17 protein-coding genes and 1 pseudogene are annotated in these 16542 nt (G+C 41.4%); 14 read left to right on the top strand and 4 right to left on the bottom strand.

The window, feature by feature from the left end:
* The first annotated feature begins 16 nt into the window (after nt 1-16).
* From G4D54_19555 to G4D54_19520, 8 genes are all read left to right on the top strand, one after another.
* Nucleotides 17-658 carry a hypothetical protein gene (locus tag G4D54_19555; GenBank protein ID QJA04466.1) on the top strand — a complete coding sequence of 214 codons (642 nt, stop codon included), beginning with the start codon at nt 17-19 and terminating at the stop codon, nt 656-658.
* Nucleotides 659-675: 17 nt separating this feature from the next.
* Nucleotides 676-1302, top strand: a complete 627-nt coding sequence (locus G4D54_19550) for a hypothetical protein (protein QJA04465.1) — start codon at nt 676-678, stop codon at nt 1300-1302.
* 18 nt (nt 1303-1320) lie between these two features.
* Entirely contained in the window at nt 1321-1752 is a 432-nt protein-coding gene (locus G4D54_19545) for a hypothetical protein (protein ID QJA04464.1), read from the top strand.
* A 190-nt stretch (nt 1753-1942) separates the two neighbouring features.
* Nucleotides 1943-2401: a phage holin family protein gene (locus G4D54_19540; GenBank protein QJA05243.1), complete on the top strand. Its 459-nt coding sequence runs from the start codon at nt 1943-1945 to the stop codon at nt 2399-2401.
* The gene (locus G4D54_19535) at nt 2398-3318 is read left to right on the top strand and encodes an N-acetylmuramoyl-L-alanine amidase (protein QJA04463.1); all 921 of its coding nucleotides are present in this window, start codon (nt 2398-2400) and stop codon (nt 3316-3318) included. The genes G4D54_19540 and G4D54_19535 overlap by 4 nt, the downstream gene beginning before the upstream one ends.
* 183 nt (nt 3319-3501) lie before the next feature.
* Nucleotides 3502-3660 carry a hypothetical protein gene (locus tag G4D54_19530; protein QJA04462.1) on the top strand — a complete coding sequence of 53 codons (159 nt, stop codon included), beginning with the start codon at nt 3502-3504 and terminating at the stop codon, nt 3658-3660.
* A 5-nt stretch (nt 3661-3665) separates the two neighbouring features.
* Nucleotides 3666-4304: an N-acetyltransferase gene (locus G4D54_19525; GenBank protein ID QJA04461.1), complete on the top strand. Its 639-nt coding sequence runs from the start codon at nt 3666-3668 to the stop codon at nt 4302-4304.
* Nucleotides 4305-5606: 1302 nt separating this feature from the next.
* Nucleotides 5607-5828, top strand: a complete 222-nt coding sequence (locus tag G4D54_19520; protein ID QJA04460.1) for a hypothetical protein — start codon at nt 5607-5609, stop codon at nt 5826-5828.
* Nucleotides 5829-5981: 153 nt separating this feature from the next.
* Here G4D54_19520 and G4D54_19515 read toward each other — a convergent pair whose 3' ends face one another.
* Nucleotides 5982-6362: a hypothetical protein gene (locus tag G4D54_19515; GenBank protein QJA04459.1), complete on the bottom strand. Its 381-nt coding sequence runs from the start codon at nt 6360-6362 to the stop codon at nt 5982-5984.
* 224 nt (nt 6363-6586) lie between these two features.
* On the opposite strand from G4D54_19515, the pseudogene G4D54_19510 reads away from it, so the two are divergent.
* Nucleotides 6587-7000: pseudogene (locus G4D54_19510) on the top strand (manganese catalase family protein).
* Between the two features lie 157 nt (nt 7001-7157).
* Here G4D54_19510 and G4D54_19505 read toward each other — a convergent pair.
* Nucleotides 7158-7526, bottom strand: coding sequence for a PH domain-containing protein (locus G4D54_19505; GenBank protein QJA04458.1), 369 nt, complete (start codon nt 7524-7526; stop codon nt 7158-7160).
* Nucleotides 7527-8275: 749 nt separating this feature from the next.
* Between G4D54_19505 and G4D54_19500 the strand changes: the two genes are divergently transcribed.
* The 3 genes from G4D54_19500 (at nt 8276) to G4D54_19490 (ending at nt 13123) form a co-directional block, all read left to right on the top strand.
* Nucleotides 8276-9076, top strand: a complete 801-nt coding sequence (locus G4D54_19500) for a MerR family transcriptional regulator (GenBank protein ID QJA04457.1) — start codon at nt 8276-8278, stop codon at nt 9074-9076.
* A gap of 107 nt (nt 9077-9183) precedes the next feature.
* Nucleotides 9184-10284 carry a helix-turn-helix transcriptional regulator gene (locus G4D54_19495; protein ID QJA04456.1) on the top strand — a complete coding sequence of 367 codons (1101 nt, stop codon included), beginning with the start codon at nt 9184-9186 and terminating at the stop codon, nt 10282-10284.
* 217 nt (nt 10285-10501) lie between these two features.
* Entirely contained in the window at nt 10502-13123 is a 2622-nt protein-coding gene (locus tag G4D54_19490; protein QJA04455.1) for a cation-translocating P-type ATPase, read from the top strand.
* 263 nt (nt 13124-13386) lie between these two features.
* On the opposite strand, the gene G4D54_19485 is transcribed toward G4D54_19490, so the two are convergent.
* Nucleotides 13387-13938, bottom strand: coding sequence for a GNAT family N-acetyltransferase (locus G4D54_19485; GenBank protein QJA04454.1), 552 nt, complete (start codon nt 13936-13938; stop codon nt 13387-13389).
* A complete protein-coding gene (gene pta, locus G4D54_19480) occupies nt 13910-14920 on the bottom strand; it encodes a phosphate acetyltransferase (protein ID QJA04453.1) in 1011 nt (336 codons plus the stop codon). Before pta ends, G4D54_19485 begins: the two co-directional genes overlap by 29 nt.
* A 108-nt stretch (nt 14921-15028) precedes the next feature.
* On the opposite strand from pta, the gene G4D54_19475 reads away from it, so the two are divergent.
* Nucleotides 15029-15229, top strand: a complete 201-nt coding sequence (locus tag G4D54_19475; protein ID QJA04452.1) for a DUF378 domain-containing protein — start codon at nt 15029-15031, stop codon at nt 15227-15229.
* A 341-nt stretch (nt 15230-15570) separates the two neighbouring features.
* A complete protein-coding gene (locus G4D54_19470) occupies nt 15571-16302 on the top strand; it encodes a class I SAM-dependent methyltransferase (protein QJA04451.1) in 732 nt (243 codons plus the stop codon).
* Nucleotides 16303-16542: the final 240 nt, after the last annotated feature.

Raw genomic sequence — 16542 nt, 5'->3', positions numbered from 1 at the left:
GTTAGGAGGCGATTAAATGGATATAGTAGTAACACAAATCAAACAGATTGGTAGAGAGATAATGCTTGACGGAAACAGTCTTGTAGGTTATCAGCACTCAGCCAATCTTTTTATTAAGCTTATTAAAGACACATCGGAAACAAATCCATTTAAGGGAATGGTGTTATCTGGTTACTGTACTAGTTGGAAATCAGATATGCCGATCGTATGCCCTCTACAGGAAAAAGATGATGGGACATACATTTTGTTGCCTGATGGGGTATTTGAAAACGAAGGCGATGTATATTTGTCTTTGGCAGCGATTGACGAAAATAAAATCGTTATCACATCTAACAGATTAGCTCTACAAGTAGATGTATCCAACAAAATCAAAGCTGCAGTTTCTCCACCGGAAGAATATTGGCAAAGAGAAGTATTAAGTGCTATGAAATCATGGTATACGAGTACTGTTGATCCTTATTTTGAAAAAAGCAAAGAGAAATTAGATGATTTGATAGACCAAACTAACGAATCTCAAAAGGATGTAAAAAATGCAGTGGCACAATGTTATGATGCTATATCAGCACTGCAACTTGAAACATTCGATATGGACGGCGGTGACCCGTTCACACAAGCGAGCGAAGAAGACATTGATGTAAACGGTGGGTATCCGATTTAAAGAGAGGAGAATGAGAAATGCCATTTTATACAATAAGACCACGTGCTGGAACAAAGGCACAATGGGAACAATCAAATATGGTTTTGAAAGAACGCGAAATCGGTTATGAAATACCGAATGCAGGTGTTGGAAAGGGAATCGTTAAAATGAAAATGGGGGATGGAGTAACACCTTGGAATAGTTTACCTTATGCAATACCTGACGCATTAACACCTAGCGATATCGTTACGACGGATTCAACATCCAATGCAAAAGTACCTAGTGCCGGATATTGTAAAAAGAAATTCGATGATATAAAAACCGAATTAAACAGAAATACTGTTCAATTAACTAATTCGGTATATCTTCCTATGGCCAATATGTATAGAAGTGGGCAAGTTGTTTATTTAAAATGTGCTGGTTATATGCAAAAGGAATTGGCAGCGAACGGAGAGACTACGATAGCTACGCCGTCGATGATTCCGGAAGCTTTTCGCCCGACAGTAGATCTAAATTTTTACGAAGTCGTAGGTAGTACAAAAATTATCGCAAAGATAAATATTAAACAGGATGGAACTATTTTGTTTTCCCCTCTTGAAAAAATAGTAAAGGATGTTGGCGTCAATATACACCTTACATATATAACAGGAAAATCTACTATCTAACGAAAGGAGCATTAAGATATGGAATTTATTAAACTGAAAAATGGCAGTAGATATCAGCTGATCACAGACGGATTCAATGTCGGAGATAATCATGTGAAACTTGCTTTCATTGCTGATAGATCACTAAAAAAGATTCATTCTGAATTCTCAAAAAAGGAAAATGTTGAGACATTATGTGTAGAAACCGCAACAGGTGAAACACTAACTGTCTGTGATGGATATGTGGTTTTAGACAGCTACGTATCATTAGATTTGCATTATGAGGTATCACCAGTTGAATATGGCGGTGATGGTGAAGTTGTAAAAGCAGCTGATTATGGAGAAGTTGCTTTCTTGTCTTTATATAAAGAAACTGCAGAAAGCCAATTAAAAGAATTGAAACTTAAGCAAGAGGTGACTGCACAGGCAGTTCAAGATTTGATACTGATGGCGGCAGGAGGTGAAGCATAATGGCAAATTTTCTGGTATATCGTATCTTAGATGGGAAGCTTGATTTTGCTGATGTCCCCAAAGCGCTAGAAGCCGGAGTGAAAAAAATTCTGGTTGAGATAGGTCACGAAGAATTAACGAAGTAGTATAAGAGTGTAAAACGCCCTACATATTGCCAAGAATGGCGGAAAGAGATGAGGTTATGAAACATATGACACAGACTTTAACAGACAACTACAATGCCTTTGTCGGCGCTGTAATCGCCGTACTGAGTATGGTATTTGGAGAGCATTGGTATTTATTCGCATTATTTCTATTACTCAATATTGCAGACTGGGTAACAGGCTGGATGAAGTCAAGAATCATGAAAAAAGAAAATTCAGTAAAGGGTTGGCAAGGAGTACTTAAAAAGATTGGATACTGGATCATGATCACGTTTGCATTTATGGTTGCAGCGGGCTTGATCGAAATCGGTGAGATAATCGGTGTAGACTTGCAGATTACAACACTGCTTGGATGGTTCGTACTGGCAAGCTTGATTGTGAATGAAGCACGCTCCATCTGTGAAAATTTCGTTGAAGCGGGATTCAACGTACCAAAAGTTTTGAGCAACGGCTTAGCTGTTGCCGACAAACTTATTAACAAAGAAAGCGAGGACGAAGAAAAATGAAAATTTTGCTTATTGCAGGACATGGCGCAGGCGATCCAGGAGCTTCCGGATGCGGATACAAAGAAGCTAACCTTACCAGAGAGTTAGTCAATCTGATTGCTCCGAAACTGAGAAAATATGCAACTGTGGATGTGTACAACGAAAACCGCAGCGCATTCTACGACGTGCAGAACGGTACATTCAAAATCAGTAAGTATGATTATGTGCTGGAAGTACATTTTAACGCATTCAATGGATCCGGACACGGAACAGAAATATTTGTAACAGACAGTGAGCAGTATACCGATGTAGAACAGGCAATCATGAACAAGTTGGGAAAGCACTTCGTGAAGCGTGGTGGTTCCGGTGTCAAGGTGACAAACTGGCTGGTGATTTATACATGCAAGTGTTTAGGCATCAGCTCCGCCTTGTTAGAGACGTGCTTCATTGACAATAAGGCGGACATGGCCGAATACCAGGCACACAAAGAATCCGTGGCACAGGGCATTGTAGACGGCATTGCAGAAGGCTTCCAGCTGAAAGCAAACAGTACAGAGCAGAAACCAGGGAACAAACCTGCAGAACATAAGAAACCTTCCAAGCCTGCGAAACCGGGACAGCCTGATCAGATTTTGCATAAAGGAGAATACTTCGTCATTCCAGGAATACATAGCGTAGACCAGGTATTGGCCAACATGGATAGCATCTGGTGCGAGGAGATGACCGGGAACGGCGGTAACTCCATTCAGGCGGGACCACTTACCAAGTGCGATAAGAGCGGTAAGAAAACGAAGTCACAAGTGTTCAGCGTAGGCGATTACTGGAAGTGTGACAAGAAATTTAAGGTGCTTGCGGTGGATAAACCTACAAATTCAGTGCAGGCAAATGTCGGAGGTCGTAAAATATGGTTGTATGCCGGACCGCTGCGTGAAGTCTAATATATGAAATAACCACTCATTCCTTTGGGAGTGAGTGGCTTTTTTTGTAAGTTATTTTCTTCACTTACATTCTTTTCAATACTTGACAAAAAAATGACATTATGATTGACATTGCTATTTTATTATTATACTATAATGATGTAGAGGGGAAATGGCCCCTTATAAAGTAAAGGAGGGATTTCGATGGCTACGCAAAGTTTCGATGGTTCTATAAAAGTCAATAAGAAGTCTGCGAAGTCGTTTGATACAATCCTTAATAGTAAAAAAAGAACGACGATAAGCAAAATTCCAGTAGCTAAAGATGCTGACGTGAAATCATTACGGAAAATTTTTGGGAAGTGATAATTTTGGAATTGCAGATTATACAATTATGTGACTTGTTGAATGAATTCGGCGAGGAATCTGTCAGAGATATTCTTGCCGATTTTTTGTGTCCATTGAATGAAGATGTCGAATTTTTTTTAAAGCATAAAGCAATTCTCTTTGAGAATATGGATAAGAGTAGAACTTATTTAGTGTTTGGTATAGATGATGCCAAAATGATTCTTGTAGCTTATTTTAGCTTAACGTCATTACCAATAGTTTTTGATAATAGTATTAGCAATAAACGAAAAAAAGCTATCCTTAGGACAGGGTTTGAAGCAAACAGTCAGTTGTCAGCAATTTTAATTGGACAATTTGGAAAAAATTATAAGAATTGTTATAATTTACTTATTACAGGAAAAGATCTTTTTGATTTAACTATGCATAAAGTTTTACAAGTACATAAACTTATAGGCGGGAGAATTATATATCTAGAGTGTGAAAATAGACCAAAGTTGAGAGCGTTTTATGAAAAAGTAGGGTTTGAATTATATACTGATGACAATGGCGATCCTATTATCAGTGATACAGGGTTATTGACATATATGATATCGACAAAAAATATTTCTCTAGATAAATATGACGTGAGAGAACGGATTCATGAAATAATGGTAACAGCGTAAAATTATAGCTACTCTCCACACCAGATAGTAGCTTTTTTTGTTTACAATTCAACATATAAGTAGTATAGTATATAAGCAATCACTTAATGATTGTATCGCCCTTTTTCCCCCCATTATTTGTTCATGAGGACGATAAGCCGGCTTTATGTCGGCTTTTTTAGCATAAAAAAGAGCTATTATATTAAAAAATATGAAGATAATAAGGCAGAATATAGCGATATATAAAAACAAAAAACGCCATTTAATAAATTAAATGACGTAATCAGAAACTCCTTCTACATCACGGTAGATGAGCATAAATGGATTATATCCACATATATATTATAAGATAAAATCAAAAAAAATCAATAAATTTTTGCAAAATCACATAATCTTTGTTGATTTTTTATTAGAATTAAGATATTATATACCTTCAGATTTAACTACTCTCCACACCAGAGAGTAGCCTTTTTTTGTTAAACATCGAACTTACAATATTTTACTAAGATAATGATTTGCAATTTTTGAAGAAATGCTATATAATTTCGTAGTCACTCTTTCATACAGTTTATGCAGTGACAATGGGACAAAAGCCGGCTATAAGCTGGCTTTTTATTATCGAATTAGAATTAAGAAAAATTAAATAATTAGAGTTTACATACATGTGAATATGTAATATACTTTTATTGGCTCTCTACCCCTTTCGGAAATACCCCAATATTTTCCCACAGAGAGTCAGGCCGGTGTATTCCGGCTTTTTAAATCTGCAAGCAAATGAAATGTTGATTAAATGTAGGTATGGCATAAGGAAAAGAGCCGTTCATAGCAGCTCTTTTCATGAATTAAGAAATTGAGGTGTGAGTTTTAGCTAGCTATCACTCATTATAATATATGTTAAAACACAAAAAAAGTGCAGAAAAAAACAAAATACTTGAAATTAAAAATATATATGATAGAATATTTTCGCCTGTTGAATATTGCCTAGGTATTGAACAAAGGCGGCCACTATCATTGGCGAAGTTCGGATTTATCCGAACTTTTTTATTATCTTGCTTAATAACGCTAAAATATTCATAACGTATTTACAAATGTTCATATAAGCTATATAATGATTACGTTGCCGCCCATTAAAAAGAAAGAGATACCTAGGCAGTATTTTGCGGCACTTGACCACCTTTATGGTGGTCTTTTAATTAATGATAATCAGACGTTTAATCTTTTATCAATAAGTATTATAATAAGCCTAATTAGGCATCTAATTCCTCCATATCATATATTGAGATACGCAGATGTATCTCAATAACACGTAAGGAGGAAATATATATGTGTAACAGATGTGAATGTAATGCTTATGACTTTAACGATTATGGTTTTGACAGATTCGATAGTGATAGAAATTGTAGATGCGATGATTATGGTACAAACGCATTGAATGAATCAGAACGAGTAGCTTGCAACACAATGCGTCAACACTGTAGAGAAAATCGCTGCGCACGTCAATTTGTACGCTGCATGAGAAATGCCCGGTGCGGATCTAATTGGTAACTTGCGCTAAAACTTAATGTATATTTGTTCACTCTCATTTAGCTTTAAACTGTGTATTTGTGATTGCATCAGTAAAAATGTAATTTAAGAGTCTGTATATGAATAGCCAATTTGCTACTCTCCACATTAGAGAGTAGCATTGTTTGTATCAATTCATTTATCATATAATTCGTGATGCTCTATATCAATTGTGTTTGTCTTTGGTGTCCTGCCATTACAGCATTGCATAATAACGGTCAAAGTAGAATTTGTGTTAGGAAATATCTGTACACCGTTGATTATTTCTTTGTCAAAATCATCTTTTATGACTTGTACATCATATTGTGCATAAGGACATGCCTGTGGAATGCTATGCAAGGAATGTGTGCTGTCTGGGGTAGGGAGAGTAATAGGTTCACTTAGTCCCTTTTCATCGGTATAACATCCCATTATAAAGTTAGAAGCACTGTCTGTTCTCTCATACACTCTTATAGCTGCCTGATTAACAGGAGCACCGTTTGCTTCCATAGTTTCAATTGTTAATGTGCCTGTCATTTCACTCACCTCCGATATAAACTATGCAAAGGCGATTGCGATGTGTCATTAAAAAATATATAGTAACCTGTTATCTATATAGGTATTTTTATTTATTACTATGAAAATAATAAATTTAATTATGCATATTGGTCTTTATAGTTATATCGCACTACACAATAGATACTCTTGTATCTACGGTATTCGGACACCAATAAGCAGCTGTTTCTACAGACGGATAACTTTTAGGTACTCACGAGCTTGCTCATCTGGAAATGGTATCCGCAATCCTGTATCAGCTGACCAGAAATCTCAGCGTCGAGGAAATAAAAGCAGGTGGATTTGATGCATATTATGTTGACCATACAACCGGCATATGGACACAGGCAGCCAGCGGAGCACCATTTACTGCCGCATATTACCAATCCAAAGGCGATCCGCTTACTGATTTGTTTGAGGACATGGCTGCGGAACAGAAAGCACGGACAACCTATGAAAATCTGATACGGGCTGCCAGTGACCCCGATGTCATTGCCCCTCTGCGTTTTTTAAGAGAACGTGAAATCGTACACTTCCAGAGGTTTGGAGAAGCACTTGCCTATGTTCAGAGTCAGCTGGATGCGGAAAACTATTATCAGTGCAACCCTGCCTTTGACTGATACCAGCGGATGGTCTTCCATCCGTTACATACGATAAAGCCTTTACCTGCCCGATTTCTTTAAACATAGGAACACAGCATGATAAAAAAGATATCGTCATATAAACGATATCAAAGCTTTGGTATATTTTCATGCTAACATAAGATATAAGTAAGAACTAATCCAGTATCGCGTTTCCCAATATGGTATCAAATTCACGGATGTTACACTTTTTATCCACATTGATTTTGAAATGTCCGGCTTTTGTCCACAGCTCCAGCTCGGCATCGATATCAAACAATTTCCCTGCATTCTCTGTAGACCACATGTCAATAGAACGATAAGGAATGGAATAAATCTCGATTTTCTTTCCGGTAAGACCCTGTCTGTCAAAAATAATGATTCTTTTGTTCGTCAGTGCTGACATATCTCGATTTGTCTTATAGCACTGCAGAATCTCTTCGCCAGGTACCAGAACAGACAGCATCTCCTGTGCCGGCTCCGCTTTTTCAATGAATGACCATATTCTTCTAAATTCCTCTGCCATAGTTTTTTCCTCCTAGTATTTCTCATTTTGCATGATCCGCTTATGCAATCGCTCTATTTAGCATTGTATGATGACATGCTGTACGACAGAACATCTTTCTGATTGGCATACATGCTTTATCCTAACTGCTACAGGCAATCGATTTCCTGCCTTCTGCTGTACACATGCTCTATGCTGTTTTTCTTTATGATCTCTGCACTTTGATTATAACATGTTTCGTATTCATATTATATATAAAACATGAAATATACAAAATAAATCTTGCAGGATAACTTATCGTAATCAAAATATAGAAATATATGGAAATTATAACAGCGTCCTTATGACGGCGTGCGTATATATGGTCTTTTGATTTCTATTCATTCTGATGAACAGCCTCTGCTTTGCATATCCTTTGCTTATATTTTACAAAGATTTTTGCCCTCCTTCCAAGGAATGTGTACGTATCCAATGCAATATAAAACAGCTGTCAGATACATGGCCATCCGGAATAGCAGATTTATCTATCATAGAACCCGGTTAAAACTGTGCTGAATATATGGTTACATCCACATGGTACCTTTGGCATTCACGCATCATCTGAATTCATATATGCGATTTCATCAACAGCCGTTAAAGCAGCCAAAGACAGGAAAAATCGGATTCTATAAAAGTGGTATGGCTAAATTGAGACAGACATTCTCGTATTCTTAAAATCCCTGTTTACAAATTCCTTTTGTATAGTATAATACAAAGGGCGGGGTGATGATATGCAATATAAAATCGGAAAGATTGCAAAAATCATGGGGGTGACACCGGAGGCGATCCGGCACTATGAACGACTGGGGCTGATTGTACCCTTCAAAGATCCGGAAACGAATTATCGCTATTATACAAGTGAACAGATTGATCAGCTGCTATATATTCAGCGGTTTTCTCATATGGGAATTTCGCTATCCAATATACGTGAAAATATTCTTCGCGGCAATGTACAGACGCATCGTGAAATGGTACAGCAGAAGCGCAATGATTATGTGCAGGAGATACAGCGGCTGCAGCAGAAGCTGATGAACCTGGACCACTATATCAGCGTATTGAAAATGACGGCCTATTGTCTGTACAACTGTATTTATATCCAAAGACCGGGTATCTTCTTTATTTCACAGGAGGACTGTTTGAACATCAAGGAGGATGCGCAGGATTCCATCCAATTTAATCTGTTTCAGAAAAATGCGGATTTGTTTTTCCAATGTGCCCTTATCTCAAAGGAAGAAGACGATGACCGTAAAGGGATCAGCGGATTTGGCATTTATGAAGATTGCGCTGCTGAAATTGGAGTGAGTGAGGAATTCGGCTTCTCATATCTACCGGGGTGTGCTGTGGTAATCTATGCGTTTGAGCATAATGACAAGCGTTCAGCTTTAACCCGTGAGCGCATCCGCACCTTTTTTCAAAGAGAACACCTCATTCAGAAAGGTCCTGTCTTCCAGCGGCTTGTATATCGAACCTTTGAAGACCATAAGGATGCGAATCTTGTTGAAATGCTCATGATTCCTTATATTTATCAATAGAAGGAGTCTTTTTTTCTATTATCAGATTCTTACGATTCTGTCGGTTTTCTTGACTTTCTTCTTCCGTGTCGGGGATAATACTAGCATAAGATAGGAAGTGAAACCATATGTCTGGTAAAAATATTAAAAAGCTGCGCATGGAATATGAAATCAGCGTGCAGCGGCTTGCTGCATATATGCGTATAGAGCAGGAGGAGTTACTCGATTGGGAGGCAGGCATCCGTGTTCCGGATGAGGAACAGCTGGAGCGACTTGCCCAGCTTTTTCAGGTTGACAGCAGCGAGCTGATTGATGCGAAGGAGCGATCAGTCATGAAAAAGCAGAGGGAGTCAAAGCCTTCTGATCAAAAGAATAAGAAACAGAAGGCGAAAAAAGGCAAAACCAGAAAAAAGACCAAGCGGAAAACAAAGCATAGAACCGATCATAAAACAAAGAAGCAAACCGTTGTCAAAAAACGAAGGACATGGCCGCTGGCTCTGGTCCTGTTGCTGCTTGTGGCTGGTCTGGCGGCTGGAGGCGGATTCCTTTACTGGAAATACGGAGATGAGCTCTTTTCACAGAAGCAGGAATACCGTATGGAGGATATGGCCGGTACCTTTACGGACGAAAATGCTCATAACGGTGCTGCATCTGCAATTGTACTCAGGAGCGATGGTTCCTTTGTTTTCACACAAAACAGCTGTGAGGGAATGCAGGATGTGAGTGGAACGTGGAGCATTTCGGATCACAGCATCAAAGCAACCAGTACACAGGGGACCTATACCTTTGCAATTCGAAGCAGCAATCAGCTGAAGTATGAGGGACAAACGATTAACTGTGGTCCGTATAATAAGGACATCTTTACCCGTGGCGGTGCCAACGTGCAGACTCCGCAACAGGAAGAAAAGCCGCAGAAGCAGGAGGACATCGCTGGAACGTATAGTGGAAATCACAGTACACTTGTTATATCCGATGTAACAGATACCACCTTTTCCTATACTCTGACGAGTCTGAATCCGGAGAATGCGCAGCAGGTTGCCACTATTTCCGGCACTGCGCAGCGAAACGGTGATACAGCATCATTCAGCTTTTCGGATGACGGATACGGAACACAGGGAAATGGAAGCTTTACCTTTCAGGATGCACAGGTGGTATTTTCCATACAGAAAACACAGACAGATCCACAGGCTGTGTGGGGAATCTTCGAGGAGGGGACGCTGTTTCGCTAGACAATTTCATGACTTTGTCCGAATTGCAAAAAGGGGCTGTTTACAGAAGGGTCTGTATGCTTTACAATACAGGTAGAGATAACCATGAAAAATAAATGCAGAAAGGAATCGCGATTTACGGATGTCTGCATCGTATGAAGTCACAGGCTGGCTGAATAAACGTACAATTCCTATACAGCACAGCTGTATAGGAGTTTTTTTCAATGGAGGCGGTACTATGGAAGCTTATCAGAGAACAGTGGAAGAAGCATTACAGGAACAGCACAGCAGCATGCATGGATTGAGTGAAGCACAGGCACAGGAACGAAGCAGCGTATTTGGTCTGAATAAATTACAGGAAAAAAAAGCATCCCTTTTGAAACGGCTGGTCAGGCAGCTTTCCGATCCGATGATCATCGTACTGCTTGGGGCTGCGCTCATTTCCGGAATCACCTCCGCATATGCACATGAATCCTATGCGGATACCTTTATCATCCTGTTTGTCGTCATGGTAAATGCGATGCTCGGCTTGTATCAGGAGGGAAAAGCGGAGGCGGCGATAGAAGCTTTAAAGCACATGAATGCGCCTGCCTGCAAGGTCGTGCGAAATGGTGAGATACGGGTTACTGCAAGTGAAGACCTTGTTCCCGGGGATGTAATCGTACTGGAGGCTGGAGATGCTGTACCGGCAGATGGCAGGATTCTGGAATGTGCCAACCTGAAGGTGGAGGAGTCTGCCCTGAGTGGTGAATCCCTTCCGGTGGAAAAGCAAACAGAGGCTTTGCAGGAAGACAATCCACCGCTGGGTGATCGCAGAAATATGGTCTATATGGGAAGCAGTGTGGTATATGGCAGAGGACGTGCAGTGATCACTGCAACCGGTATGCATACAGAAATGGGAAAGATTGCAGATGCGATTCTGGTAAGCAGAGAGGAAGCAACACCTCTGCAGCAGAAGCTGAACCGGCTTTCCAAACTGCTGAGTCTTCTGGTTTTGGCAATCTGTGCTTTTATGTTTCTGTTTGAGCTGTTACGTAATGGTGATTTGCGTGCGGAATCTTTATTGGATACCTTCATGCTGGCTGTTTCCCTTGCTGTTGCGGCTATTCCGGAGGGCCTTGCCGCGGTAGTAACGGTGCAGCTTGCAATCGGTGTGACGCGCATGGCAAAGCGCAATGCAGTCATACGACAGCTGACCGCTGTGGAAACACTGGGCTGTACACAGGTGATCTGTTCGGATAAAACCGGTACCCTGACACAGAACCGTATGCAGGTGGTGGAGCATTTCGGTGATGATGAGCGTCTGCTTGCACTGGCAATGAGCCTGTGCAATGATACGCAGGTACATGCGGATGGAACCATGCAGGGAGAGCCTACAGAGGTTGCGCTGAGCGCATATGGGGAAACGCTGTTTCATATCAATGAGGAAATGCAGAAGTATCCGCGTATTCATGAATTTCCGTTTGATTCCCAGCGCAAGATGATGACCACGATGCACAGGCAGTCTGACGGTGTTGTTCTGCAATTCACCAAAGGAGCGACGGATGTTGTTTTACAGCGCTGTACGGGCATTTGGCGCAATCAGAAAATAGAACCGATGCGGGAAGAGGATCGCGAAGAGCTGAACCGGATGAATAAACGCATGGCAGATCGTGCTTTGCGTGTACTATGTGCTGCCTGCAAATGGAATGAGCATATCGAAACAGATATGGAAACAGCAGAGTCCAATCTGGTATTTCTCGGTCTGTGCGGCATGATGGATCCGGTACGTGAGGAGGTAAAGCCGGCGATCGCCCAGTGCCGTAAGGCTGGCATCCGTCCGGTCATGATTACCGGTGATCACATTGATACTGCGGTGGCAATTGCGAAATCGCTTACTATCATAACGGATACCTCACAGGCGATGAGTGGCAGTACACTGGATACGCTGTCACAGGAGGAGCTGACTGCCCGCATTGATCAGACATTTGTATATGCCCGTGTAAAGCCGGAGCATAAGGTACGTATTGTGGATGCATGGAAATCCAGGGGATATGTTGTTGCGATGAGCGGAGATGGTGTTAACGATGCTCCCGCCATCAAGCGTGCAAATATCGGTGTCGGTATGGGAATCACAGGAACTGATGTTACAAAGAATGTGGCAGATATGGTGCTTGCGGATGATAATTTTGCGACGATCGTGTCGGCAGTTCAGGAAGGGCGTAGGATTTATGATAATATCCGTAAGGCCATTCAGTTTCTGCTATCCAGCAATATTAGTGAGGTGCTTTCCATATTCCTTGCCACGATGATGGGATTTACAATATTAAAGCCTGTGCATATTCTATGGGTCAATCTGCTGACGGATACCTTTCCTGCTCTCGCGCTGGGCATGGAGGAGGGGGATGAGGATCTGATGCGGCGGCCTCCGCGTCCTAGCAGTGAAGGGCTGTTTGCCAACGGCCTGCACATGCAAATCATATTTCAGGGCTGTGCTATTACACTGATTACCCTTTTTTCCTATATTGTCGGTCATTTTATGGAAGCCGGTGTCTGGGAAATCACACAGAGTGCAGACGGTATGACCATGGCATTTCTGACCATGTCGATGACAGAAATGTTTCACGCATTCAATATGCGTTCCCTGAAGCAGTCCGTTGTGCATATGAAAAAACAGAACCTGTATCTCATCGGTTCTGTCGTGTGTGCACTTTTCCTGACGATTGCGGTCATCTATATTCCTGTTTTATCCGAGCTGTTTGCGTTTGAACATATTTCCGTTGCGGAATTTGCTGTTGCGCTGCTCATGTCTGTCTCCATCATTCCAATCGTGGAAATTGAAAAATGGATACACAGAGCTTTACAGCGAAAGCACGGATAAGCCGGAATTCAAGAAAAGCGTCCTGTGCAAAAGGTGTTTATCAATCATTCAGCAGCTTTGTAGCTCAGTATTACATGCATAAGCATTGAGGTAAAGCGTTACAGCCTGATGAGGAATGGGAATTCATAGGGATTCCTTCAGCTATCGCATAAATTTTACATGATTTGATAAAGGCATAGAAAAGAAGGTATTCGCATTAGAACAGTGGATGGAAACAGTTCCACTGCATATTGCGGATACCTTTTATCAATTCCAGTGATTGTTTACGCGATTTGTTTCCATTCCTCCTCCAATATGGACATCAGGATATCATCGGCATATACACCGTTATCCCAAATGGCATCCCGCAGAATGCCCTCCACGCGGAACCCTGCTTTCTCATAGGCTTTTTTGGCCCGTATATTGAATGAGAACACATCCAGTGAAAGTCTGTGCAGCTTTCGCTCGCAAAAGGCGAAATCTCTTGTTGTTTGAATCGCCCAGCTGCCGATTCCCTTTCCGCAGTTTTTGCTTTTAAAAATACAGATTCTGAAATTTGCAGAACGTGCCTGCTCATCAATTTCATTGATTACGCTCTCACCGATCAGGCTGCCCTGCGGATCAAATATCAGAAAATCATATCGTGTGGAATCGTTGAGACAATTCACAAAATATGCATCCACTTCCTCTTTGCTGTAGTGCATTTTACTGCCGGTCATACGTGCAACCTCGCTGTCACATTCTGTGAATCCGGCTAAATAATATGCGTCTTTATCCTCAATCCGCGATGAGCGCATGGTATACCCCTTAAATTCCCAAATCGATGCTGTCTGCATTTCCATGCCTCCTCATCTTGATTCCTGCTTCCTTCTGCATGGCGGTAATGATTGCCATTTTATAAATCTCTTCTGTTGTTGCGCTGCGTGAAAGATCATTCATCGGCAGCCGTACACCCTGCAGAATCGGACCAAGTGCTTCAAATCCACCCAGATTGGCGACCAGCTTATATCCGATGTTGCCTGCATTCAAGTCCGGAAAGATCAAAACATTGGCATTACCTCCGACTGTGGAATCCATCGCCTTCAGCTCAGCTACCCGTCTGGACAATGCACAATCCACCTGCAGCTCGCCATCCACATCATAATCCAGCGGCATGCGCTGTAATCGCTGTGCGGCTTCACGTACAGTATCAACATCTGTTCCGCTCCCGCTTCCATGTGTGGAATAGGAAAGCAGGGCTACCTTTGGCTCCAGCTGAAAGGTCTTTGCACTCTCCGCTGCCTGCAATGCGATTTCCACCAGCTCATCCGTGTTGGGATTTCGGTTTAAAGAGCAATCTGCGAAAATATAATGCTCATCCCTTCTGCTCATAAGAAAACAGCTGGAGACGATGGTATGCGGCATGCGTGTTTTAATCAGCTGCATAATCGGACGTAGGGTATCGGCAGTAGAATTGGCAGAACCACCGAGCAGTCCGTCGGCATATCCCAGCTCAACATACATCGTACAGAAATACGTATCCTTTTTCAGCCATTCCCGGCATGTTTGTTCATCTGTTTTTCCCTTACGCAGCTCCAGCATGCGGCGAATCATGTCCTCACGCTGTGTAAACCGCTTTGGATCTACAATCTGAATTCCGGTGAGAGAAAGACCATATGCCTCTGCCTGCTCATATAGCTGCCGGGTATCTCCATACAACAGCGGAGTGAGAATCTGTTCGTTATAAAGCCGTATCGCTGCCTCCATCATTCGTCTGTCTCTGCCCTCTGTAAACAATATTCGAACGGAGCTGTCCTTTACACATAGCGGGATATTCATAAATAACACTCCTCTCTTTTTATTATAACATCTCTTCTGTCTTTCGTCGAAAAGATCACGGTATAAACCACAGGAAAATGTCCAGACTAAATAGCAAGGAGGATGTATATGAAAGTCATAAATTATATCGTTTTGATTATCAGTATTATCGGCTGTGTCAACTGGGGTCTGATTGGACTCTTTGATTTCAACCTGGTAGATATGCTGTTTGGTACCGGATCGATTCTTTCCAGAGCTGTTTATATTCTGGTAGGTATCTGTGGTATTTATCAGCTTTCCTTCTTCTCCAGTCTGAACAACGAGAGATAGGAAAGAATACGGCTTTCTGCAGTCTGCAGAAGGCTTTTTCTTTTTGCGCTGTGATTCATTGATAAAGCTGCAAATAGATGCTGTGCTATGAGCAGTGTAATGCTTCTGATTTATGAGAATTTGGCTGGTGCCTGCGGCCCTTTTGTCTTTTCTCTTATGGAAATACAGCGTTTACAGGATGGCAGGATTTGATGCCGTATGCTATACTTAATACAGAAATATATGGTTTCAGGAAGGAGTGTTGTCCTGTGAGAAAAGGCATCCTTGGACAGAAGATTGCATAGACCCATGTGAATTCCAATCAGATAAGCAATGCATAATTCGCATGGGAGGACATGAATATGAAAGAAAATAAATATGACGACGATGTATTTTTCAATAAATATAAGGAAATGAACCGTTCTGTTCAGGGACTGGAGGGAGCCGGTGAATGGTCACAGCTGAAACAACTGCTTCCGGATTTTGAAGGAAAACGCGTTCTTGATCTTGGATGCGGCTATGGCTGGCACTGTATATATGCTGCACAGCAGAAAGCTGCATCCGTGCATGGTGTGGATATTTCAAAAAAAATGCTGGCAGTTGCAGAAGAAAAAAGCAGAGATTACGCTATCACCTATCAATGCAGCGCAATGGAGGATCTGCAATTCCCCAAGGCATCCTTTGATGTGGTTATCAGCTCTCTGGCATTTCATTATGTAAAGGATTTTAAACAGCTTGCAGCCGCTATTTCCACATGGCTGACACCGAAAGGAAGCTTTGTCTTCTCGGTTGAGCATCCGGTTTTCACAGCCTATGGTACGCAGGACTGGTATTATGCTGAGAATGGGGAAATCCTGCATTTTCCTGTGGATAATTATTATTACGAAGGAAAGCGGGAGGCGAACTTTCTGGGGGAAAGAGTGGTTAAATACCATCGTACGCTAACCACCTATCTCGATACACTGCTGTGCAATGGCTTTGAGCTTCAGCACATCATAGAGCCGCAGCCTCCGGAGCATATGCTGGATATTGAAGGCATGCGGGATGAAATGCGCAGACCGATGATGCTGCTCATAGCTGCGATCAAGCGTTAATCGTAATATGGAGACAATTATTTTATAAAAGAAAAAGCCGATATACACAGCTGAATTCTTCCCTAATAAGGGAAGCTGCTAAACCTGAGAAAATCGAGTAAAGAAATAAGGGAAAACCTGAAAAAATGAGGAAAGTAATAAAGCTTCAGCATCATGTTATTTTCAGGGCGTTTGCAAAAAGAGAATTCAAACTTATCTATGAAAGATAATAGCGCTGAATTCTCCTTTTTTGATTTTCCC

It is taken from the genome of [Clostridium] innocuum (assembly GCA_012317185.1).
GTDB classification, from domain to species: domain Bacteria; phylum Bacillota_I; class Bacilli_A; order Erysipelotrichales; family Erysipelotrichaceae; genus Clostridium_AQ; species Clostridium_AQ innocuum.
This window is presented reverse-complemented; position numbering and strand designations above follow the sequence as displayed.